This is a genomic window from Streptomyces sp. Je 1-79 (assembly GCF_025195125.1).
Lineage (GTDB): Bacteria > Actinomycetota > Actinomycetes > Streptomycetales > Streptomycetaceae > Streptomyces.
The window spans coordinates 18,861-41,200 of sequence record NZ_JAMGSL010000007.1; the positions used below are offsets into that span (position 1 = coordinate 18,861).

18 protein-coding genes are annotated in these 22,340 nt (G+C 71.5%); 12 read left to right on the forward strand and 6 right to left on the reverse strand.

Features of this window, described 5'->3' with window-relative positions; genetic code table 11:
- Positions 1–181: 181 nt before the first annotated feature.
- The gene (gene disA, locus M5362_RS15295; protein WP_260228475.1) at positions 182–1,240 is read left to right on the forward strand and encodes a DNA integrity scanning diadenylate cyclase DisA; all 1,059 of its coding nucleotides are present in this window, start codon (positions 182–184) and stop codon (positions 1,238–1,240) included.
- Between the two features lie 142 nt (positions 1,241–1,382).
- On the opposite strand, the gene M5362_RS15300 is transcribed toward disA, so the two are convergent.
- Complete coding sequence (locus tag M5362_RS15300; protein WP_260228085.1) at positions 1,383–2,204, reverse strand: hypothetical protein; 822 nt, start codon at positions 2,202–2,204, stop codon at positions 1,383–1,385.
- A gap of 182 nt (positions 2,205–2,386) precedes the next feature.
- Here M5362_RS15300 and M5362_RS15305 point away from each other — a divergent pair, with 182 nt between their 5' ends.
- From M5362_RS15305 to cseC, 6 genes are all read left to right on the forward strand, one after another.
- The gene (locus M5362_RS15305; RefSeq protein ID WP_260228086.1) at positions 2,387–3,040 is read left to right on the forward strand and encodes a phosphatase PAP2 family protein; all 654 of its coding nucleotides are present in this window, start codon (positions 2,387–2,389) and stop codon (positions 3,038–3,040) included.
- 33 nt (positions 3,041–3,073) lie between these two features.
- Positions 3,074–4,000 carry an A/G-specific adenine glycosylase gene (locus M5362_RS15310; RefSeq protein WP_260228087.1) on the forward strand — a complete coding sequence of 309 codons (927 nt, stop codon included), beginning with the start codon at positions 3,074–3,076 and terminating at the stop codon, positions 3,998–4,000.
- A 275-nt stretch (positions 4,001–4,275) separates the two neighbouring features.
- Complete coding sequence (locus M5362_RS15315; protein WP_260228476.1) at positions 4,276–4,839, forward strand: SigE family RNA polymerase sigma factor; 564 nt, start codon at positions 4,276–4,278, stop codon at positions 4,837–4,839.
- The gene (locus M5362_RS15320; RefSeq protein ID WP_260228088.1) at positions 4,827–5,531 is read left to right on the forward strand and encodes a hypothetical protein; all 705 of its coding nucleotides are present in this window, start codon (positions 4,827–4,829) and stop codon (positions 5,529–5,531) included. The genes M5362_RS15315 and M5362_RS15320 overlap by 13 nt, the downstream gene beginning before the upstream one ends.
- A gap of 22 nt (positions 5,532–5,553) precedes the next feature.
- Positions 5,554–6,258, forward strand: a complete 705-nt coding sequence (gene cseB, locus M5362_RS15325) for a two-component system response regulator CseB (protein WP_260228089.1) — start codon at positions 5,554–5,556, stop codon at positions 6,256–6,258.
- Between the two features lie 32 nt (positions 6,259–6,290).
- Complete coding sequence (cseC, locus tag M5362_RS15330) at positions 6,291–7,607, forward strand: two-component system sensor histidine kinase CseC (RefSeq protein WP_260228090.1); 1,317 nt, start codon at positions 6,291–6,293, stop codon at positions 7,605–7,607.
- A 115-nt stretch (positions 7,608–7,722) separates the two neighbouring features.
- On the opposite strand, the gene M5362_RS15335 is transcribed toward cseC, so the two are convergent.
- Positions 7,723–9,297, reverse strand: coding sequence for an MDR family MFS transporter (locus M5362_RS15335; protein ID WP_260228091.1), 1,575 nt, complete (start codon positions 9,295–9,297; stop codon positions 7,723–7,725).
- Between the two features lie 137 nt (positions 9,298–9,434).
- Here M5362_RS15335 and M5362_RS15340 point away from each other — a divergent pair, with 137 nt between their 5' ends.
- Complete coding sequence (locus M5362_RS15340) at positions 9,435–9,992, forward strand: TetR/AcrR family transcriptional regulator (protein ID WP_260228092.1); 558 nt, start codon at positions 9,435–9,437, stop codon at positions 9,990–9,992.
- A gap of 13 nt (positions 9,993–10,005) precedes the next feature.
- On the opposite strand, the gene M5362_RS15345 is transcribed toward M5362_RS15340, so the two are convergent.
- Positions 10,006–10,722 carry a M23 family metallopeptidase gene (locus M5362_RS15345; RefSeq protein WP_260228093.1) on the reverse strand — a complete coding sequence of 239 codons (717 nt, stop codon included), beginning with the start codon at positions 10,720–10,722 and terminating at the stop codon, positions 10,006–10,008.
- Between the two features lie 491 nt (positions 10,723–11,213).
- Here M5362_RS15345 and M5362_RS15350 point away from each other — a divergent pair, with 491 nt between their 5' ends.
- Genes M5362_RS15350 through M5362_RS15360 form a run of 3 tightly spaced genes read left to right on the forward strand, consistent with a single transcriptional unit; the run spans position 11,214 to position 17,649 of the window.
- Complete coding sequence (locus M5362_RS15350; RefSeq protein ID WP_260228094.1) at positions 11,214–14,348, forward strand: NACHT domain-containing NTPase; 3,135 nt, start codon at positions 11,214–11,216, stop codon at positions 14,346–14,348.
- Positions 14,349–14,386: 38 nt separating this feature from the next.
- On the forward strand, positions 14,387–14,716 hold the full coding sequence (locus M5362_RS15355; protein ID WP_260228095.1) for a trypco2 family protein: 330 nt from the start codon (positions 14,387–14,389) through the stop codon (positions 14,714–14,716).
- Positions 14,713–17,649: an NACHT domain-containing protein gene (locus M5362_RS15360; protein WP_260228096.1), complete on the forward strand. Its 2,937-nt coding sequence runs from the start codon at positions 14,713–14,715 to the stop codon at positions 17,647–17,649. The genes M5362_RS15355 and M5362_RS15360 overlap by 4 nt, the downstream gene beginning before the upstream one ends.
- A 60-nt stretch (positions 17,650–17,709) precedes the next feature.
- Here M5362_RS15360 and M5362_RS15365 read toward each other — a convergent pair whose 3' ends face one another.
- Positions 17,710–20,235 carry an ATP-dependent Clp protease ATP-binding subunit gene (locus M5362_RS15365; protein ID WP_260228097.1) on the reverse strand — a complete coding sequence of 842 codons (2,526 nt, stop codon included), beginning with the start codon at positions 20,233–20,235 and terminating at the stop codon, positions 17,710–17,712.
- 462 nt (positions 20,236–20,697) lie between these two features.
- Here M5362_RS15365 and M5362_RS15370 point away from each other — a divergent pair, with 462 nt between their 5' ends.
- Positions 20,698–21,348 carry an SCO3374 family protein gene (locus M5362_RS15370; RefSeq protein ID WP_260228098.1) on the forward strand — a complete coding sequence of 217 codons (651 nt, stop codon included), beginning with the start codon at positions 20,698–20,700 and terminating at the stop codon, positions 21,346–21,348.
- On the opposite strand, the gene M5362_RS15375 is transcribed toward M5362_RS15370, so the two are convergent.
- Positions 21,327–21,662 (reverse strand): Lsr2 family protein, encoded by a 336-nt coding sequence (locus tag M5362_RS15375; protein WP_215072751.1) that lies wholly within the window; start codon positions 21,660–21,662, stop codon positions 21,327–21,329. The genes M5362_RS15370 and M5362_RS15375 overlap by 22 nt on opposite strands.
- 144 nt (positions 21,663–21,806) lie before the next feature.
- Positions 21,807–22,334 carry an amino-acid N-acetyltransferase gene (locus tag M5362_RS15380; protein ID WP_260228099.1) on the reverse strand — a complete coding sequence of 176 codons (528 nt, stop codon included), beginning with the start codon at positions 22,332–22,334 and terminating at the stop codon, positions 21,807–21,809.
- Between the last annotated feature and the right edge of the window lie 6 nt (positions 22,335–22,340).

Below are 22,340 nucleotides of genomic sequence, written 5' to 3' on the forward strand. Positions count from 1 at the left end.
GCGAGGGTCGTCGCGGGCCGGGAGCGGGGGGCTCACGGGAGGGGCGCGACGGGTGGCGGGGGGTGTGCTCCGGCGTGCGGCAGAGGGGCGCGGGGCGGTGTCGCTAGACTTTGCCCTGGTCTCGCCCATCCGTACGAGCCGGAGGAGTGCAGTGGCAGCCAAGGACGGGAACGAAGCGCTGATGCGCGCGGCCCTCAGCGCGGTCGCTCCCGGCACCGCACTGCGCGACGGCCTCGAGCGCGTTCTGCGGGGCAACACCGGCGGTCTGATCGTGCTCGGCATGGACAAGACGGTGGACTCGATGTGCACCGGCGGCTTCGTGCTGGACGTGGAGTTCACGGCGACCCGGCTGCGTGAGCTGTGCAAGCTCGACGGCGGACTCGTCCTCGACAAGGACATCTCCAAGATCCACCGGGCCGGTGTCCAGCTCGTGCCGGACGCCTCCATCCACACCGAGGAGACCGGCACCCGTCACCGCACCGCGGACCGGGTCTCCAAGCAGTGCAACTTCCCGGTCGTCTCCGTCTCCCAGTCGATGCGGCTCATCGCCATCTACGTGAACGGCGAGCGCCGCGTGCTGGAGGAGTCGGCCGCGATCCTCTCCCGCGCCAACCAGGCGCTCGCGACCCTGGAGCGGTACAAGCTCCGCCTCGACGAGGTCGCCGGCACGCTCTCCGCGCTGGAGATCGAGGACCTGGTGACCGTGCGGGACGTCACCGCCGTCGCCCAGCGCCTGGAGATGGTCCGCCGGATCGCCACCGAGATCGCCGAGTACGTCGTCGAGCTCGGCACGGACGGCCGGCTGCTCTCGCTCCAGCTCGACGAGCTGATCGCGGGCGTGGAGCCCGAGCGCGAGCTCGTCGTCCGCGACTACGTGCCCGAGCCCACGGCCAAGCGTTCGCGCACGGTCGCCGAGGCGCTCACCGAGCTCAACGCGCTCACCCACGCCGAGCTCCTCGAACTGCCCATCGTGGCGCGGGCCCTGGGCTACAGCGGCTCCCCCGAGACCCTCGACTCCGCGGTCTCCCCGCGCGGCTACCGGCTCCTCGCCAAGGTCCCGCGGCTGCCCGGCGCGATCATCGAGCGGCTCGTGGAGCACTTCGGCGGCCTGCAGAAGCTCCTCGCGGCCAGCGTCGACGACCTCCAGACCGTCGACGGTGTCGGCGAGGCCCGGGCGCGCAGCGTCCGCGAGGGCCTGTCCCGGCTGGCGGAGTCCTCGATCCTGGAGCGGTACGTCTAGCCGGTACGTCTGGCCGGTCGCGTACCGACGCGTCCACGGACACGGAGAAGGGGCCCTACGGAGACTCCCAAACGGCCCCTTCCGCGTACCGCCGGTCAGTCCGGCGTGAACCCGTCAGTCCTCTTGCCCGGCGCGTACCCGGTCAGTCCTTGGCCAGCGTGAAGGAGGCCGGAAGGACCTTCACGCCCGGCATCGCGGCCTCCACCAGGTACGTGCCCGGTCCCACCGGGCCCGCCGGGGCGGTGGCGCACTGCGGGGCGCTCTGCGCGCGGTCCCACTCCACGGTGTGGGTGATCGACGAACGTGCCGGGACCCGGAACAGGACGGCGCCGGCCGGGCGCGGGCAGTCCTTGGAGGACCAGACCTCGTCGTCCTGGTCGTCACTGATCGTCAGAACCGCGTTCCGGGGGCCGAGATCGGCCTTGCAGTCGTTCGCCGAGGTGTTCCTGGCGACGAGCTGGAAGCGCGGCTTCTCGCCCGGCGCGTACGAGACCTGGGCGCTGCGGAGCGTCAACTGCACCGCTCCGGGAGCACAGTTCGGAAGCGGGGAATCGGCCGGAACCTGCTGGCCCGCGCTCGCTCCCGCGCCGCCGTCGCCGCCGTCCGTGCCGCCGTTCTCTCCGCCGTCGCCGGAGCCGGCGTCCCCGCCCGCGTCCGTACCGCTGCCGCCGTCACCGCCGTCACCACCGTCGCCACCGGAGTTCTCGCCGGAGTCGCCCGACTCGTCACGCCCGCCCGGCTGTTCGCTGATCGCGGGACCCGAACCGGAGGGGCCGGGGGTGATCGAGGGCGCGGGAGAAGCGCCGTTGGAGGAGTCGTCGGCCTTCTTCCCGCCGCCTCCGCCGGAGGTGACGACCCAGACGGCGATCAGCGCCGTCAGGGCGATCAGGCACAGCGCGATCGCCCTCCGTCGCCAGTAGATGGAGGAGGGAAGCGGCCCGACCGGATTGCGCAGTGATCCCACGCCACGAACCTTACGAGAGATCGGCCCCAACTCCCGCCCCACCCGCCGCCCCAGGCATCAAGTTTTGCCGATGATCACATCCTGGGCTCTCGTTCTCCCTGCAATCCCCCACTTTCGTCAGGGGTGGCCGTGGTCCTTCGCCCGGGGCGCGGGGCCCGTTCCGCCGGTTAGCGTCATCGATCATGAACACGCTTTCGGACGACCTCTATCGCGATGTCACGGACTTCGCCCACGCCACCCCGCACTGGTTCCAGCAGCTCGCCGAGGTCTGGACGGAGGCCGGACTCCTGCTCTTCGGCGTACTGTTCCTCGCCGGCTGGTGGCGCGCCCGGTACGCGCCGAACGGTGCGATGGCCCTGGCGCTGCTCGCCCCGCTCGCGACCGCGTTCGGTTACGTGGTGAGCGAGTCGCTCAAGTCACTGGTGGACGAGGAGCGTCCGTGCCGGGCGGTCGCCGGGGCACCGGCCTCGCTCGTGCCGTGCCCGCCGATCGGCGACTGGTCCTTCCCCAGCAACCACGCCGCGATCGCGGGCGCCGCCGCGATCGCGCTCGCCCTCTCCTGGCGCGGGATCGTCTGGCTGACCCTCCCGATGGCACTGCTCATGGCCGCCTCCCGGGTCTTCGTCGGCGTCCACTACCCGCACGACGTGACCGTCGGTCTGGTGCTCGGCGGAGCGGTCGCCTTCCTGGTCGTCAAGGCGGCGAACCGGCCCGTGGCGGCGCTGGTGGGCACGGCGCGATCGAGCCGGAACGGCGTCGTGGTGTGGTGCGCGGGGCGCGGACCGCGCCCGCGCGCCTCCACGCGCCCCGAGGGCGTGCGCCACGGCGCGTACTGAACGCGCGCCGGACGTGCCAGGATCGGGGGTGCGATGACTTCCACCGATGCCTCCACCCCCGTGTTCGAAGCCCCGGCCGTCCCGGCACCCGCCGCACTGCACGGGCCCGTCCTCGCCTGGTTCGACCGGCACGCCCGCGACCTGCCCTGGCGCCGCCCCGAGGCGGGGGCGTGGGGCGTGATGGTCAGCGAGTTCATGCTCCAGCAGACCCCGGTCGTCCGGGTCCTGCCGGTGTACGAGCAGTGGCTCGCGCGCTGGCCGCGCCCCGCCGACCTGGCCGCCGACGCCCCCGGCGACGCCGTCCGCGCCTGGGGCCGGCTCGGCTATCCCCGGCGTGCGCTGCGGCTGCACGCCGCGGCCGTGGCCATAACGGAGCGGCACGGCGGCGACGTGCCGAGCGAGCACACGGCGCTGCTGGCGCTGCCCGGGATCGGGGAGTACACGGCGGCGGCGGTGGCCTCGTTCGCGTACGGGCAGCGGTATCCGGTCCTCGACACCAACGTCCGCCGGGTGTTCGCCCGGGCGGCGACGGGTGTGCAGTACCCGCCGAACGCCACGACCGCCGCCGAGCGCAGGCTCGCGCGGGAGCTGCTCCCGCAGGACGAGGGGACGGCGGCGCGCTGGGCGGCGGCCTCGATGGAGCTGGGCGCGCTGGTGTGCACGGCGAAGAACGAGGACTGCGGGCGGTGCCCGATCGCCGACCGGTGCGCGTGGCGCCTGGCGGGGAAGCCGGCCCACGACGGACCGCCGCGGCGCGGTCAGACGTACGCGGGCACGGACCGCCAGGTGCGAGGCCGGCTGCTCGCCGTCCTGCGGGACGCGCCGGGCCCGGTGGCGCAGTCCGCACTGGACGCGGTCTGGGACGAGCCGGTCCAACGCGCCCGCGCCCTGGACGGCCTGGTCGCGGACGGCCTGGTGGAGCCCCTGGAGAACGGCGAGTACCGCCTCCCGCAGTCCTGAAGACCCTCGGCGCACGGGCGGGGCGGCACGGCTGCCCCGTCCTGAGGGCGACGCGACGTGCGGGCGGGGCGCGGCTCCCCCGGCCCCGACGGCGCCCGCCCGTATCCGCACCGCACGCGCGGGCACCGCCCTATACCCATCCCAGGCCCCTGTTACACAACCGATGGACAGCCGTGCGGACTCCGACGGCTGGCTCGCACAGCCTCGTGACAAGCGCTCCGTAGCGTCATCGACGTCAGGCAAACAGGCAGGTCACGGGGATGGAGGCGGTCGCGATGCCGCACGGCGAGGTGCTCGACTTCGAGGAGTACGTACGGACTCGGCAGGACGCGCTGTTGCGCAGCGCCCGCCGGCTCGTGCCCGACCCCGTCGACGCCCAGGACCTGCTCCAGACCGCGCTCGTCCGCACCTACGGCCGCTGGGACGGCATCGCCGACAAGTCGCTCGCCGACGCCTACCTCCGCCGCGTGATGATCAACACCCGTACCGAGTGGTGGCGCGCCCGCAAGCTCGACGAGGTCCCCACCGAGCAGCTGCCCGACGCGTCCGTCGACGACGCCACCGAGCAGCACGCCGACCGGGCGCTCCTCATGGACATCCTCAAGGTCCTCGCCCCGAAGCAGCGCAGCGTCGTCGTCCTGCGGCACTGGGAGCAGATGAGCACCGAGGAGACCGCGGCCGCGCTCGGCATGTCGACCGGTACGGTGAAGTCCACGCTCCACCGCGCACTGGCCCGACTGCGGCAGGAACTGGAGAGCCGCGGCGTCGAGGACGCCCGCGCTCTGGAGCGGTCGACCGTACGACGTGACGAACGGGGGCAGGACCGGTGCGCGGCCTAGGCGCCAGATACGACGGCGACGACGGGCCCGGCGGCCCGAACCGCCGGATCCTCAAGGCGGCGAGCATCACGGCGGTGGCCGTGCTCGCCGCCGTCGGCCTGTTCCTGAGCGCCTGCTCGACCGGCGGTACGGGCTCCCGGGACGAGGGCGCGGCCCGCGCCGAGGTGGGTTCGGCCGCCCCCGCGCCGTCCCCCTCCGGCTCCGCCTCCGCCGGGCAGATGCCCGCCGAGCGGGTCGACCCGATCGCGCTGATCAAGGGCGACCCGAAGATCGGGGAACGACTGAAGGCGGATCTCAAGCCCTGCGTCGCGGACGCGTACCCCGTGGACACGTCCTACGGGAACCTGACCGGCGGCACCTCGCCCGACGTCGTCGTCAACGTGATGACCTGTGGTGACGCCGTCGGCATCGGCACGTACGTGTACCGCGAGGTGGGCGACGGTTACAGGAACGTCTTCATGGCCGAGGACGCGGCCGTGTACGCGACCATCGACCGGGGCGACCTGGTCGTGACCAAGCAGGTGTACGCCAAGGGCGACCCGGTGGCGTACCCGTCGGGCGAGGACGTGATCACGTACCGCTGGGCGGGAAACAGGTTCTCCCAGCACGACTGGGTGCACAACGACTACAGCCGCGCGGTCGGCGACGGTGGCATCGACGGCCCCCCGACGGCCGAGCCGAGCGGCAGCTGAACGGAAGGTGGAAGGGCGCCCGATGGCCGAGACCCATGTGCTGTTCGTCGAGGACGACGACGTCATCCGCGAGGCCACCCAGCTCGCACTGGAGCGGGACGGCTTCGCGGTGACGGCCATGCCCGACGGACTGTCGGGCCTTGAGGCGTTCCGGGCGGACCGGCCCGACATCGCGCTGCTCGACGTGATGCTGCCGGGCATGGACGGGGTGAGCCTGTGCAGGCGCATCCGTGACGAGTCGACCGTGCCCGTGATCATGCTGTCCGCGCGCGCCGACTCCATCGACGTCGTCCTCGGCCTGGAGGCCGGGGCCGACGACTACGTGACCAAGCCCTTCGACGGCTCCGTGCTGGTGGCCCGGATCCGGGCCGTGCTGCGCCGCTTCGGCCACGCCGGCGGCCCGGCGCCCGGTGGCCCGGGGCGGGACGAGGCGGCGACCGGCGCCGTGCTGGTCTTCGGCGACCTGGAGGTCGACACCGAGGGCATGGAGGTCCGCAAGGGCGGTGCGCCGGTGGGCCTGACCCCGACGGAGATGCGGCTGCTGCTGGAGTTCTCGTCCGCGCCGGGCACCGTCCTGTCGCGGGACAAGCTCCTGGAGCGGGTGTGGGACTACGGCTGGGGTGGCGACACCCGGGTCGTGGACGTCCATGTCCAGCGGCTCCGCACCAAGATCGGCCAGGACCGGATCGAGACGGTCCGCGGCTTCGGCTACAAGCTCAAGGGATGAGCGCGCCCGATGCCTGAGAAGCAGGTGCGCAGGTGAAGCCGCCCGCCCTCCGTACCGGCGTCCGCTGGAAGATCGCCGTGGCCATCGCCGCCGTCGGCGCCCTCATCGCGGTCACGCTCAGCCTGGTCGTGCACAACTCGGCGCGCGTCTCGATGCTCGACAACGCGCGCGAGGTGCAGATGGAGCGGCTCCTCTTCGCCCAGCGGATGTACGAGAGCTCCAAGCCGAAGGAGCCCCGGTTCGGCACCAAGCTCAACGACCCGATGCTGCCGCCCCAGCTCGACCAGCTGATGCGCGACAAGCGGCGCGGTACGTACGTGCAGGAGCACCGTCACGGCGGTCCGCCGGACGTCTGGGCGGCCGTGCCGCTGGCCAACGGAGACGTGCTGTCGCTGCACATCCCGTTCGCCGACAACAGCGCGACGATCATGGAGGATCTCGACCGGGCGCTGATCATCGGCTCGGTCTCGGTGGTCTTCGGCGGCTGCGCGCTCGGTGTGCTCATCGGCGGCCAGCTCTCCCGCCGGCTGCGGAAGGCCGCCGCGGCGGCGGGCCGGGTCGCGCAGGGCAACACGGACGTACGGGTACGGGACGCGATCGGTGGAGTCGTACGCGACGAGACCGACGAGCTGGCCCGTGCGGTGGACGCCCTCACCGACGCCCTTCAGGAGCGGATCGAGGCCGAGCGCCGGGTCACCGCCGACATCGCCCACGAGCTGCGCACCCCGGTGACCGGCCTGCTCACGGCGGCGGAACTGCTGCCGCCCGGGCGCCCGACGGAGCTCGTACGGGACCGGGCGCAGGCGATGCGGACGCTGGTCGAGGACGTTCTCGAGGTCGCCCGGCTCGACAGCGCCTCGGAGCGTGCCGAGCTCCAGGAGATCGCGCTCGGGGAGTTCGTGGAGCGGCGGGTCCGGGCGCTGGACCCGGAGGCGGTCGTGCACGTGGTCCACGAGTCCTGGGTGAGCACCGACCCGCGGCGTCTTGAGCGGATCCTCATCAACCTGCTGGCGAACGCGGCCAAGCACGGCAAGCCGCCGTTCGAGGTCACGGTCGAGGGCCGGGTGGTGCGGGTCAGGGACCACGGCCCCGGCTTCCCCGAGGCGCTGCTCCGCGAGGGCCCGAGCCGCTTCCGTACCGGCGCGAGCGACCGGGCGGGGCAGGGGCACGGGCTCGGGCTGACGATCGCGGCCGGGCAGGCCCGCGTCCTCGGTGCCCGGCTGACCTTCCGCAACGCGGCGCCCGAGGGCACACCGCAGGGGGCGGGCGGCGCGATCGCGGTGCTCTGGCTGCCGGACCACGCGCCGACGAACACGGGCAGCTTCCCGATCATGAAGTTCGCGGACTAGACAGCGGCCCGGGAGCGGGCGGAAACGGGAGAGGGCCCCGGCACACCTGGTGTGCCGGGGCCCTCCTGCGTACGGGCTTCCGTACGAGCCCCGTCCGAGCCCGTACGAGCGTGGGTCAGACGGTCTCGGCGACCTTCGGGCCCTTGTCGGAGCCCTCCGGCTTCGGCTCCGGTCCGGCGCCGCGCAGTGCGACCTCCTTGACCAGGAAGGCGAGGACGACGCCGACGACCGCGACCGCCGCGCCCACCAGGAAGGCGGAGTGCGTACCGGCGGCCACCGCGTGCTGGTACGCCTCGCGCAGAGCTTCCGGCAGCTTCGCGAGCGAGGCCGCGTCGAGCTGGGCGGACTGCTGGGTCAGCTCCGAGCCGCCGCGCGCCGCCATCTCGTCCTGGACGCGGCTCGTGAAGAGCGCGCCCATGATCGCGACGCCGAAGGAGGAACCGAGGGTGCGGAAGAGGGTGGTCGCGGAGGAGGCGACGCCCATGTCCTTCATCTCGACGCTGTTCTGCGCGACGAGCATCGTGATCTGCATCAGGAAGCCCATGCCGGCGCCGAGCAGCGCCATGTAGACCCCCGAGGTGAGCCGGGAGGTGCCGGTGTCCATCTGCGCGAGCAGGAACAGGCCGATCACCATCAGTGCCGTACCGATGATCGGGAAGATCTTGTACCTGCCGCTGTTGGTGGTGATCCGGCCGGAGACCAGCGAGACGACCATCATCGAGAGCAGCATCGGCAGGAGCAGCAGACCGGAGTTGGTGGCCGAGGCGCCCTGCACGGACTGCTGGAAGAGCGGCAGGAAGAGGACGGCGCCGAACATCACGAAGCCGGTGAGGAAGCCGATCACCGACATGAGGGTGAAGTTACGGCTCCGGAAGATGTGCAGCGGCACGACCGGGTCGCTCGCGCGGGTCTCGGCCCAGAGGAACGCGGCGAGCGCGGCGACACCGGCGACCGAGAGGCCGACGATGGTCGCGGAGCCCCAGGCGTACTCCGTACCGCCCCAAGTGGTGACCAGCACGATCGCGGTGATGCCGACGGTCAGCAGCGCGGCGCCGAGGAAGTCGATCCGGGTGGAGCGGTCGCGCTCCTTCCTGGGCAGGTGGAGCACGGCGGTCACCATCGCGAGGGCGACCGCGCCCAGCGGCAGGTTGATGTAGAACGACCAGCGCCAGCCCCAGTGGTCGGTGATGGTGCCGCCGACCAGCGGTCCGCCGATCATGGCGAGGGCCATCACGCCGGCCATCATGCCCTGGTACTTCCCGCGCTCACGGGGCGGGATCAGGTCGCCGATGATCGCCATGACGCCGACCATCAGACCGCCGGCGCCCAGGCCCTGGACGGCGCGGAAGCCGATGAGCTGGCCCATGTCCTGGGCCATGCCGCTGAGCGCCGAACCGATCAGGAAGATCACGATCGAGGCGAGGAAGACGCCCTTGCGGCCGAACATGTCGCCGAGCTTGCCCCAGATCGGGGTGGAGGCGGCCGTGGCCAGGGTGTAGGCGGTGACGACCCAGGAGAGGTGCGCCAGGCCGCCGAGCTCGCCGACGATGGTGGGCATGGCGGTGCCGATGATCATGTTGTCGAGCATCGCGAGCAGCATCGCGATCATCAGGGCGAGGAGGACGACGCGGACACTGCGCGGCTGCTCCGCCTCCCCGGCCTGCTGCGGTGGTGGTGTCGTGGTGGTCATGTCCTGCCCGTCCCCTGGTCGCCCGTTACTCGACCGGGCTACTTACTTGCCGCCCGGCTAGTTACTACACTGGGGGACGGTAGACGCGTAACTAGCCGGGCGTCAAGTAAGTAAGAGTGTGTGGGAGCGAGCAGACCATGGCCAGAGGCAACACCCGCCAGCGCATCCAGGACGTTGCTCTCGAACTCTTCGCCGAGCAGGGGTACGAGAAGACCTCGCTGCGCGAGATCGCGGAACGGCTCGACGTCACGAAGGCGGCGCTGTACTACCACTTCAAGACCAAGGAAGACATCCTGATCGGGCTCTTCCAGGACCTCACCCGCCCCATGGACGAGCTGATCGCCTGGGCGCAGACGCAGCCCCGCACCCTTGAGACCCGCCAGGAGGCCCTGCGCCGCTACCAGCGGGCGCTGCTCGACGCGGCCCCGCTGTACCGGTTCATGCAGGAGAACCAGGCCACCGTGCGTGAGCTCAGCATCGGCCTGACCTTCAAGGAGCGCATGCTCGAACTGACGGAGCTGGTGCAGGAGCCGGACTTCGCGATGGCCGACCGGGTCCGCTGCGTCAGCGCCATCTTCACGCTGCACGCCGGCACGTTCTTCATGCAGAACGTCGAGGGCGACCTCCAGGACAAGCACGAAGCTGTCCTGGAGGTCGCCCTCGATCTGCTCACTCAGGCGCATCACGCGCCGTAGGGAGTGGTACGGGTCAGAGGGTGACGCCCACCGAGCGCAGGAACGCGGCCGGGTTGAGGGCGGAGCCGTAGTTCGGGGTCGTACGGATCTCGAAGTGCAGGTGCGGGCCGGACGAGTTGCCGGTGTTGCCGGACAGCGCGATCTTCTGACCGGCGCCGACCTTCTGGCCGATGTGCACGTTGATCTTCGACAGGTGCGCGTACTGCGAGTACTTGCCGTTGGCGTGCTTGACGACGATGGCGTTGCCGTACGCGGGGCCGTCGCCGCCGCCGTTCGGGCCGGCCTTCACGACGGTGCCGGCGCCGGCGGCCTTGACCGGGGTGCCGACCGGGACGGCGAAGTCCTGGCCCGAGTGCTTGTGGGCCCACATGGCGCCGCCCTGGTTGAAGCTGGCGGACAGCGTGTAGCCACCGACCGGCTTGACCCACGAGGGAGCCTTCTTGGCGGCGGCCGGGGCGGCCTTGACGGCCTTGGCCACGGCGGCCTTGGCGGCGGCCTGCTTGGCGGCGACCTGCTTGGCGACGGCGGCCTTGGTGGCGGCCTGGGCCTGGGCATCGGCCTGCGCGGCGACGGCAGCGGACGCACCGGTCGCGGCAGTCGCGATGGTGGCGGCCTTGCCCTCGGCGGCGAAGGCGGACCCTGCTCCGGCCACCAGCGACGCTCCGAGACCCGCGGTAACGAGAGCGACGGCGGTGATACGGGCGGCGGGGTTCATGACGCGCTTCGACATACGGGGGAAAACCTCCGGAAAGAGCGGGACCCGACGCGAGCGGTGCGCCGGGCGGGCTGTTGCTCATCCTTGGTAACCCAGCCCCCCATCCGGGGTAAAACCCCCCATCTACGACATTGCGTCGTAGCGATCCCCCGTGAAGTTCAGGTCTTGACGACCCGGGACACCCCCCACTGAAATCGGACAAAGCGGCACAAGGGATTCGGTTTATCCGCACGTCGGACCAGTCCGGAAGGGGCCGATAGGCCGTCTCCCCCATGGTTCGGCACCGTTCGGGACCAAAGTCCCGACGACTGCGCCCTGAACGTCCCGAATCGACACCAAACGACATCACTATTCCGGTTAGTACCCCTCGAAACGCCTGTGCGCCTTGTCACGGCGCACCCGCCCCCAATGCGACCTGGGTCACGCAACCGGCCCCCTCGACAGGCCGTCCCCCACTACGGTTTGGCAGGACACGATCTTGTTCGGGGAACGTTCGGGGGACGTACGTGGAACCAGCGCTCATCGCCACCCGCCTCGCCTCGGCGGTGATCGGCCCTCTGCTACGAAAACTCCTGGTCAAAGACGCTCCCGGGGCCGGTCTCACCGGCGCCCGCAAGCCGATCCGGCTCTCCGGGCTGGTCTCCTTCCGGGGTGAACGGCGCACGCTGACCGACCGGGACGTCCGGAAACTGGCCGCCACCCTCGTCGAGCGCGCCGTGAGCGGTCCCGGAGAGCCACCGTTCCCCGCCGACGAGACCGAGGCGCTGACCGACACCCTGGCCGCGACGCTCCTCGCCCTCGGCGACCTCGACATGGACGACGTCCAGGCGGTCCACCTCGGCCACACCGCCCTCGCCGAGCGGCTGCGCGCGGCGGCCCCGGCCCCGGACGGCCTCTCGACGGACTCCGTCCTCTTCCTCGGCTCGCTCACCGAGTGGGCCTGCCTGCACATCCTGGAGTTCTTCACCAAGCGGTCCACGTTCGTGGCCAGGAGCCTCGTGGAGCAGACCCGGGGCCAGGCGGAGCTGACCGCCAAGGTCGACGAGGTGATCCGCCGTACGCCCCGGGTGGACGCGCGGGACGCCGAGTTCGAGCGCCGCTACCGGGCGTACGCGGCGAAGAAGCACGGCAGCCTCACCATCTACGGGGTCGACCTGCGGGACGCGCCGGAACGATGGCCGCTGGACGTGGCGTACCTGTCGCTGGAGGCGACGAGAACGGCGACGGGGCCGCGCGCCACGGGGCAGCCCCCGGCCGGGTCCCGCTCCGGGGACGGGCGAGGCTCAGGGGACGGGTTCCACCCCGAGGGCCGGCGAGGCTCCGGGGACGGGCGAGGCTCCGGGGACGGCCGGGGCGGCCGGGGCGGTCTGGAGGGCGCCCACCTCCGCCCCTTCTCCGAGGGCGCCGACCCCGAGAGGGACCTCCTCCTGCTGACCCCCGAGCAGCACCGCGCCTTCGACGTCCAGGGCGGCCCGGCGGACCAGGTGGTCGCCCACCACGGCAGGGTCCTCCTGCGCGGCCTCGCCGGCTCCGGCAAGACGACGCTCGTCCAGTGGCTGGCCGTCTCCGCCGCACGCGAGGACCTCGCGGACGGCATGGCGTACCTCCGCGACCGGATCCCCTTCGTCCTGCCGCTGCGCACCCTCACCCGTCACGGTGAGCGGCTCCCCGCCCCCGACCGCTTCCTCTCCGCCATCGGCTGCCCGCTCTCCCCGCCCGAGGGCTGGGCCGACCGGGTCCTCGCCGCCGGGCGCGGCATGATCCTCGTCGACGGGATCGACGAGATCCCCGAGGCCGAGCGCGACCGCGCCCGCGGCTGGCTCCGCGACCTCGTCGGCACCTACGACGGCAACCGCTGGCTGGTGACCTCCCGCCCCACCGCCGTACGGGACGACTGGCTGGCCGGCGAGGGCTTCACCGAACTCACCCTCGCCCCCATGTCCGCCGCCGAGGTCGCCACGTTCGTCCGCCGCTGGCACCGGGCCGCCGGGCCGGAGGCCACACCGTACGTACAGCCCCTCCTGGCCGCGCTGCGGACCACCTCCGACGTCGCACAGCTCGCGACCAACCCTCTGATGTGCGGCCTGATCTGCGCCCTGCACCTCGGCCGCCGCGGCTTCCTCCCGCGCGGCCGGAAAGCGCTGTACGAGGCGGCCCTCTCGATGCTCCTCACCCGCCGCGACCGCGAACGGGACATGACCACGCCGTACGGGATCGAGCTGGGCGAGGCCCCGCAGATCCAGCTGATCCAGCGGATCGCGTACTGGCTGACGCTCAACGGCCGTACCACGATGGACCGTTCGCACGCGGAGTCGGTCGTACGGGAGGCGGTGCCCGCGATCACGGAGGCGGCCGGGTACGACCCCGGAGCGGTCTTCACCCACCTGCTCCACCGCAGCGGACTCCTGCGCGAACCGACCGAGGAGACCGTCGACTTCGTCCACCGCACCTTCCAGGACTACCTCGCGGCGAAGGCCCTGGTGGACCGCTGGGACATCGGCGTCCTCATCCGGCACGCGGCGGACGACCAGTGGGAGGACGTCGTCCGCATGGCGGTCGGCCACGCCCGCCCGCGCGAATGCGCGGAGATCTTCGACGAGCTGCTGCGCGCGGGCGACGCGACGGCGGACCGCCGTACCCGGCTGCGGATCCTCGTGGTCGCCGCGACGGCCCTGGAGCACGCGACGGAGGTGGCACCGGAGATCCGGGACCGGGTCCTCGCGCGGACGGCGGCGGTGATCCCGCCGTCCGGGTTCGCCGAGGCGCGGGAGCTGGCGTCGGTGGGCCGGGCGGTCCTCGACCTGCTGCCGGGGCCGGAGTCCCTGGACGACACCGACGCCCTGAACGTGGTGATCACGGCGACCCACATCGCGGACGACGCCGCCGTGCCGTTCCTCGCCAGGTTCGTCGGCAACGGCAGTCTCAACGTCCACTCCCAGCTGATGTGGGGGTGGTCCCGGTTCGCGACGGCTCCCTACGCGGAGGAGATCATCGCCCGGCTGGACCCGGAACTCGTCGACTTCACGCTCGTCTCCGACGAGCAGGCCGCCGAAGTCGTACGTCTCGGGCTGCGTCCCGCCTCTCTCGACCTGCGCCCGAGTCTCACCACCGAGGGACTGGCCCTGCTGGGCGACAGGCTCGCCGGGGCACGCACCCTGCGGATGCCGGCGTCCTTCACCCGGGCCCTGGAGTCCTTCCCCGCCGAGAACGGGCTGGAGACCCTGGCCCTGATCGACCACACCGACGAAAGGCTCACGTTCCTCCCCCGCCTGACCGCCCTCGCCGGACTGGCGATCTACGGCGAGCCGACGATCGCCGAGGAGGACTGGCTCGCGATGACCCGCCTCGACCGGCTCTCGTTCCTCTCGCTGCCCGCGGAGGTCGTCACGGAAGCCCCGGAGGCGCTGCGGCTGCCGCGGGTCGAGATCCTGTACGTGCAGTGCGCCCGGACCACGGCGCGTCTGGACGTCGTCGCCCGGACCTTTCCGGCCCTGCGCCGACTGAACCTCGTACACGGCGACGAAGGACAGGTGTACGACCTGACACCCTTGGCGTCCCTGTCCGGACTCGCCCATGTCGTGGGCTACGGCCGCTTCACCGGCACCGAGAACCTCGCGCCCACCGTCGACATCCAGCCATGAGCTGACCGCCCCTGCCCTCCCCCGGTACGTTCGCGCCCATGACCGACATAGAGCTCGCCGACGCCATCGAATCCGTACGCGACCAACTCGTCGAGGCCGCCGGCCGCGCCACCGGGAAGGCCGTCGCCTTCGAAGTGGGCGACATCGAGATGGAGTTCACGATCGAGCTCCGCAAGGAGGTGAAGGGCGGGGGCAAGGTCAAGGCGTGGGTCGTCGAGGCCGGGGCCGACGCCTCCCGCGCCCGGGGCGACATCCACCGCGTCTCGTTCACCCTCAGGCCCCGCGACGCCCGGACGAACGGGCCCTGGCTGGTCGGCAGCGAGGACGCCGGCGACACCTCCGACTTCGGTGGCGGGCCGGCGCGTTGACGGCCCCCGTACCGCGGCCCTCCGTCCGGCTCCCCGTCGTCGTCCACTCCGAGCAGCACGGACGGCAGGGCAGCGGCGTCCTGCTCACCGCGGACACCGTCCTCACCTGCGCCCATGTGCTGCGGACCGCGTACACGGCCTGGGTGTCCGTGCCCGGCCGGGCCGAGCGGGTCCTCTGCCAGGTGATCTGGTCGGACCCGCGGCTCGACGCCGCACTGCTCCAGGCCCCGGAGAGCCTGGTCCTCCTCCCTCCCGGCGCCCCGTACCGGGCGACGGTCGGCATGCTCGCGGGCGACCGGCCGCTGCCCGACTGCGAGATCCTCGGCTACCCCCGCGTACAGCGGTACGCGGAAGGCCGGAAGCTGGAGAGCGACCAGTACCGCGGCACGCTCCTCCCCCTCGCCGGCCTCGTCCGCCGCACCATGGTCCTCGAACTCGACGCGCCTGCGGCCGCCGAGCCCGCCGACGGGAGCTCGCCGCTCGCCGGGCTCTCCGGCGGACCCGTCGTCGCGGGCGACGGTCTGCTCGGCATCGTCAGGGAGATCCCGCGGGGCCGCGGCCACCGGCGGGTCGAGTGCGTGCCCCTGAGCGCCATCGCCGCCGACCCCGACTTCCTCGTCGCCTTCACCCAGGCCACCGGCCGTGGCTTTCCCGCGCTCACCGCCCTCACCCGGCACAGCTCCGCCGACTCCCCCTACGAGCAGGAGTACGGGGAGGCCATCGGCGCCGCCTACCGCCGGACCAAGGTCTTCGGGCTCGACGAACTCGACCGCCGGTCCTCCACCTGGGACCTCGACACCGCCTACCTCACGCTGGAGGCGACCGCGAAGAAGGACGGCCCCACGCCCGTACCGCGGCGAGTCGACGACCTGCTCGCCGTCCGCCCCCGTGTCCTGCTCCGCGGGGACGCGGGAGCGGGCAAGACCACGCTCGTGTGGTGGCTGGCCGCCCACGCGGCGGCCGGCACGCTCGGCCCCGGCCTGGCCAGGCTGAACGGCCGCGTGCCGTTCGTCGTCCCGCTGCGGACCGTCCGGGCCCACGGGTCGGCGTTCCCCTCCCCCGGCGAACTCCCGGGCGTCGCCGGGCTGATGGTCGACCCCGCGCCCGACGGCTGGGCCGGCCGCGTCCTCGCCGGGGGCCGGGCTCTCCTGCTCGTGGACGGTCTCGACGAGGTGTCCCGGGAGGACCGCGAAGCCGCACACGCCTGGCTGTCCGGACTCCTGGCCCGCTATCCCCGCACCCGCTGCGTGGCGACCGTCCGGCCGCTCGCCGTGGGGCCGGGCTGGCTGGACGCCGAAGGCTTCGAGGAACTGACCCTGCTGCCCATGCGGGACCAGGACATCCAGGACTTCGTCGCCGCGTGGCACGACGCGGCGCGGCTCGACGGCGACGCCGCGTACCTGACGGCGCTCGAACGGGACCTCGTCGAGCAGTTCCGCCACAACCCCACGCTGGCCGACCTGGCCCGCACACCGCTGCTGTGCGCCGTCGTCTGCGCCCTCCACCGGTTACGGGAGGGGTTCCTGCCCGAGACGCGCTGGGCCCTCTACGACTCGGCCCTGCGGATGCTCCTCGGCGCCCGGGACGCCCGGCGCCGGGTCGACGCCCCCGACGGCGTGCGGATGTCGGTCGAGGAGCACCAGGAACTCCTCCAGCGGCTCGCGGCCTGGCTGGTCCGGGCCGGGCAGACGGAGTTCACGCGGGAGCAGGCGCTGCACCAGCTGGACCGTGCCCTGCCGGGAATGCCGCGGGTCAAGGAGCAGGGGAGCTCCGAGGAGGTCCTCACCCACCTGCTCAACCGCAGCGGCCTGCTCCAGGAGCGGACGGACGACGTCTTCCAGTTCGCCCACCGCACCTTCCAGGACTTCCTGGCGGCGAAGGAGTTCGTCGAGGACGACCTGGTCGCCGAGCTGCTGCGGCACGCCCATGACCAGCAGTGGCACGACGTGCTGCTCCTCGCGGCCGGGCACTGCACCCGCCGTGACCTGCCCGTCCTCATCGAGGGCCTGCTGGCGGCGGGCTCCGCCACCCGCAAGCGCGACCTCAAGACGAGTCTCTACATCCTTGCGGCCCTGTGCGCCCAGCACGCGACGTGGCTGGACGGACACCTGCACGGCCGGGTCCAGTCGGCGGTCGCCTCGGTCACCCCGCCGCTGAGCCCCCTCCAGGCGGCCCACTTCAAGCGGCTGGGCCGTTTCCTGCTGCCGCTCCTGCCTGCACCGCAGGGGCTCCCCGCGACGAGCGTGGACCGGGTCGTCGACCTGATCGCCGCGGTCGGCGGCCCGGAGGCCCTCCCCTACGCCGAGGCCTTCGCCCGCGCGGGACAGGCCGTGACCGTGGCCCAGCACTGGCGGCGCTTTCCCACGGAGGCGTTCGCGCGCGGCGTCCTCCCGCTGCTGCCGTCCTCCGCGCCCCTCACCGTGCACGACAGGGAGCAGCTGCGTCACGTACGGCACCTTCCGCAGACCCGGCTGCTCGTCGTCGGCGACCTCACCCCCACCGACCTGGGCGAGGATCTCGCGGGGCGCCCGCTCACGGAGCTGTGGTTCGCCGCGAACTCCCTGCTGACACGCCTGGACGTGCTGCGCGCGCTGGACACCGACCGGCTCCGCCGCCTGAGTCTGGCGTCGTGCGCCAACCTGAGTGATCTGAGCGCCCTCGCCGACCTGCGCGCGCTGGAGTACCTGACGCTGTCGTCCATGCGGGTCGACAGCGCGGCCCTGGACGTGGTGAGCCGGATCCGGGGGCTGCGCCGGCTGGAGGTGAACCACCCGCTGCGCGACCCGGACGGGCACCTGGACCTCTCCCCGCTCCGGGAGGCGCGCGACCTGGAGGTGGCCGTGCACGACGTCCCCCCGAGAAGACTGCGCGGTGCCGCCGCGATGGGTCTCCGCGTCTCCCTGACGAACCCGGGCGACCTGGACCTGGCATGACGAAGGGGCTGCCCCCGGGCCCTTGCGGATCCGGGGGCAGCCCCTTCGGTGGCTTTCGCCTTACGCGTCCTTCGAGAGGTTCGGGCCGGCTCCGCCCGTCGCCTGCTCGATCGGCGGGACGTCCGGCAGCGCCGACTTCTCCTCGCCGCGGAAGGTGAACTTCTTCTCCTCACCCTCGCCCTCGGTGTCCACGACCACGATGTGACCGGGGCGCAGCTCACCGAAGAGGATCTTCTCGGAGAGCGAGTCCTCGACCTCGCGCTGGATCGTCCGGCGCAGCGGCCGGGCGCCCATCACCGGGTCGTAACCCTTCTTGGCGAGCAGCTCCTTCGCGGACTGGGAGAGCTCGATGCCCATGTCCCGGTCCTTCAGGCGCTCGTCCACCCGGCTGATCATCAGGTCGACGATCTTCAGGATGTCGGCCTCGGTGAGCTGCGGGAAGACGATGATGTCGTCCACACGGTTCAGGAACTCCGGGCGGAAGTGCTGCTTCAGCTCGTCGCTGACCTTGGCCTTCATCCGCTCGTAGTTGGACTTCGTGTCGCCCTGGGCCGCGAAGCCCAGGTTGAAGCCCTTCGAGATGTCCCGGGTCCCGAGGTTGGTCGTCATGATGATGACCGTGTTCTTGAAGTCCACGACCCGGCCCTGGGAGTCGGTCAGACGACCGTCCTCCAGGATCTGGAGAAGGGAATTGAAGATATCGGGGTGGGCCTTCTCGACCTCGTCGAAGAGGACGACGGAGAACGGCTTGCGGCGCACCTTCTCGGTGAGCTGGCCGCCCTCTTCGTAGCCCACGTATCCGGGGGGAGAACCGAAGAGGCGGGAAACCGTGTGCTTCTCGCTGAACTCCGACATGTCGAGGGAGATCATCGCGTCCTCGTCGCCGAAGAGGAATTCGGCGAGCGCCTTGGACAGCTCGGTCTTACCGACACCGGACGGGCCGGCGAAGATGAACGAGCCACCGGGACGCTTCGGGTCCTTCAGACCGGCTCGCGTACGACGGATCGCCCGCGAGAGGCCGATGACGGCGTCCTTCTGGCCGATGACGCGCTTGTGGAGCTCGTCCTCCATGCGGAGCAGTCGGCTCGACTCCTCCTCGGTCAGCTTGAAGACCGGGATGCCGGTGGCGGTCGCGAGGACCTCGGCGATCAGCTCGCCGTCGACCTCGGCGACGACGTCCATGTCGCCGGCCTTCCACTCCTTCTCCCGCTTGGCCTTCGCCGCCAGCAGCTGCTTCTCCTTGTCGCGGAGAGACGCCGCCTTCTCGAAGTCCTGGGAGTCGATCGCGGACTCCTTGTCCCGGCGGACGCCGGCGATCTTCTCGTCGAACTCGCGGAGGTCCGGCGGCGCGGTCATCCGGCGGATGCGCATCCGGGATCCGGCCTCGTCGATCAGGTCGATCGCCTTGTCCGGCAGGAAGCGGTCCGAGATGTACCGGTCGGCCAGGGTCGCGGCCTGGACGAGGGCCTCGTCCGTGATGGAGACCCGGTGGTGGGCCTCGTACCGGTCGCGCAGACCCTTGAGGATCTCGATCGTGTGCGGCAGCGACGGCTCCGCGACCTGGATGGGCTGGAAGCGGCGCTCGAGGGCCGCGTCCTTCTCCAGGTACTTGCGGTACTCGTCCAGCGTGGTCGCACCGATGGTCTGGAGCTCGCCGCGGGCCAGCATCGGCTTGAGGATGCTCGCGGCGTCGATCGCGCCCTCGGCGGCGCCCGCACCCACCAGGGTGTGGAGCTCGTCGATGAACAGGATGATGTCGCCGCGGGTGCGGATCTCCTTGAGGACCTTCTTCAGGCGCTCCTCGAAGTCACCGCGGTACCGGGAGCCGGCCACCAGCGCGCCGAGGTCCAGGGTGTAGAGGTGCTTGTCCTTGAGGGTCTCGGGCACCTCGCCCTTGACGATGGCCTGCGCCAGGCCCTCGACGACGGCGGTCTTGCCGACGCCGGGCTCGCCGATGAGGACCGGGTTGTTCTTCGTACGGCGGGACAGCACCTGCATGACCCGCTCGATCTCCTTCTCGCGCCCGATGACCGGGTCGAGCTTGGATTCGCGGGCCGCCTGGGTGAGGTTGCGGCCGAACTGGTCGAGGACCAGGGACGTCGAGGGGGTTCCCTCGGCAGGACCGCCGGCCGTGGCGGCTTCCTTGCCCTGGTAGCCGGAGAGCAGCTGGATGACCTGCTGCCGCACCCGGTTGAGATCGGCACCCAGCTTCACGAGGACCTGGGCGGCGACGCCCTCGCCCTCGCGGATCAGGCCGAGCAGGATGTGCTCCGTGCCGATGTAGTTGTGGCCGAGCTGGAGGGCCTCGCGGAGCGACAGCTCCAGGACCTTCTTGGCACGCGGGGTGAAGGGGATGTGGCCGGACGGGGCCTGCTGCCCCTGCCCGATGATCTCCTCAACCTGCTGGCGGACCGCCTCGAGCGAAATCCCGAGGCTCTCCAGGGCCTTAGCGGCGACACCCTCACCCTCGTGGATAAGGCCCAGGAGGATGTGCTCGGTGCCGATGTAGTTGTGGTTGAGCATCCGGGCTTCTTCCTGAGCCAGGACGACAACCCGCCGCGCGCGGTCGGTGAACCTCTCGAACATCGTTAATCGCTCCTCAGAGCGGTCAGTCAGTTAGGGGTCGATCCCCTCCCTGTCCTTCCGCAGCTTAGTCCCGCAAGCGGGGACCGCTCATTCCAACTGCCGACATCCGTCCGGATCACCCCCTTGTCCGTGGGGAGACCTGCTGCCGAACAGCCGACAAATGCTCCAACTCGATGGTGCGAGACGATGTTCCCGCAGGCCAAGCAGTTACCCGCGCCTTCAGTACGCCGATGGCGAACGTGAGACGCCAAAACCCGCGGTTCGCCCCTCCTCACTAGGAATGTCTTACCCGTCCGCACTGACACTCCATGCGGCACACCCCGGTTCCCTCCGCTACGGGCGAACATCCTTACGCTGCCGAATGCACCCGTACGCCCCCATCGCGGACACGGTGCGCAGTGGATCGAGGACGCAGGGTCGCCGACGCCGTAACCAAGGGACCCCCGAGGACGTTCCCCGGACATGTCCTTCTCCGCGCGGTGCGTGCCGCGGCCCCGCCCGCCCGGCGACGGTGGTCCGGCGCGGTGGTACGAGGAGAGGCTCGGCTGGGCGACCGTGGCCGGCCCTCCGGTGGGCCTGCTGACGGGCCTGCGCTTCGACGTCCTGGAGCTGCCCGCGGCGGCCGGCCGCGCGGTGCTGCGCAGGGCGGGTGCGGGCGGCACCGGGCCGGTGGCCCTCGTGGGCCGGAGGATGCGGCTACTGGTGGCCGCGGGAAGCGCGGAGGAGCTGCCGGGGCTGCTCGACTGGCTGGAGTGGGGCGGGATCTCGCTGGACCTCTCCGCCCTGGGCGCCGGCAGCCGGATGGCCGCCCCTGTTCCCCCAGGATGGAGCGGTTCCGGCGCACCGGGCGCCGCGGTGTGGCTGCGCGCCCCGGAGCCGGGCCGCGCGGTGGAGCCCTCGCTGCCGGCCCTGTGGACCGCCGCGCGGGGTGGTGCGGCCGCCCCCTGTCTCGTGCGGCTCGTGGCCGCGGCGGCTGCGGAGTGCCATCGGGTGCGGCTGCTGAGTGCGTGCCCCCTGGACGGTCTCCCCGGGCGCCCCGTGGGACGGCCGGTGGAGCGTTCCGTGAGGCCGGTTCCTCAGCAGCTGACTCCTCAGCGGTTCGCGTCCTCGTAGGCCGCCTTGATCTCCGCCGGGACGCGGCCGCGGTCGTTCACGTTGTAGCCGTTCTCCTTGGCCCACGCGCGGATCTTCGCGGTGTCCGGGCTGCCACCGGTGGCGACGCGGCCCTTGCCGCGCGTACCGGCGCTGCGGCCGCCCGTGCGCCGACCGCTCTTGGTGTACGGCTCGAGCAGGCCACGGAGCTTGTCCGCGTTGGCGGTGGTGAGGTCGATCTCGTAGGTCTTGCCGTCCAGCGCGAACGTCACGGTCTCGTCCGCCTCGACGCCGTCGAGGTCATCGACAAGAAGGACCTGAACCTTCTGTGCCACCGGATTTCCTTTCATCGAAAATGCAGTACGCGGAAAGGAAACCGCTTTTCCCGGAAAAACACAAACCCCTGGGAGAGGTTCAGAAGCCCGGCAACGCGGGAAACGTGCGCGATTCGGACATAGGGTTCCGGACGCTCGTTACGCTCACAGGTGCAGAAGCATCCGGCTGTTGCCCAAGGTGTTCGGCTTCACTCGTTCGAGACCGAGGAACTCGGCGACACCCTCGTCATAGGAACGCAGGAGCTCGCTGTACACATCTCCGTCGACCGGAGTCTCGCCGATCTCGACGAAGCCGTGCTTCGCGAAGAAGTCGACTTCGAAGGTCAGGCAGAATACCCGGCGCACACCGAGCCAACGGGCGGTGTGCAGCAACTTGTCGAGCACGTGATGTCCGACGCCCGCGCCCTTGAACTCGGGATCGACGGCGAGAGTGCGTACTTCGGCGAGGTCTTCCCACATCACATGGAGTGCGCCGCAGCCGACGACGACGGCGTCCTCGTCGCGTTCGGCGACCCAGAACTCCTGGATGTCCTCGTAAAGCGTCACGGTGGCTTTGTCGAGCAGGATGCCCCGGCCGACGTACGGGTCGACAAGGCGGCGTACCGCGGCGACATCACCGGTGCGGGCGCGACGAACGGTGACGGCTTTCGGGGCGGCGGAGGACGACGGCATGGGGGG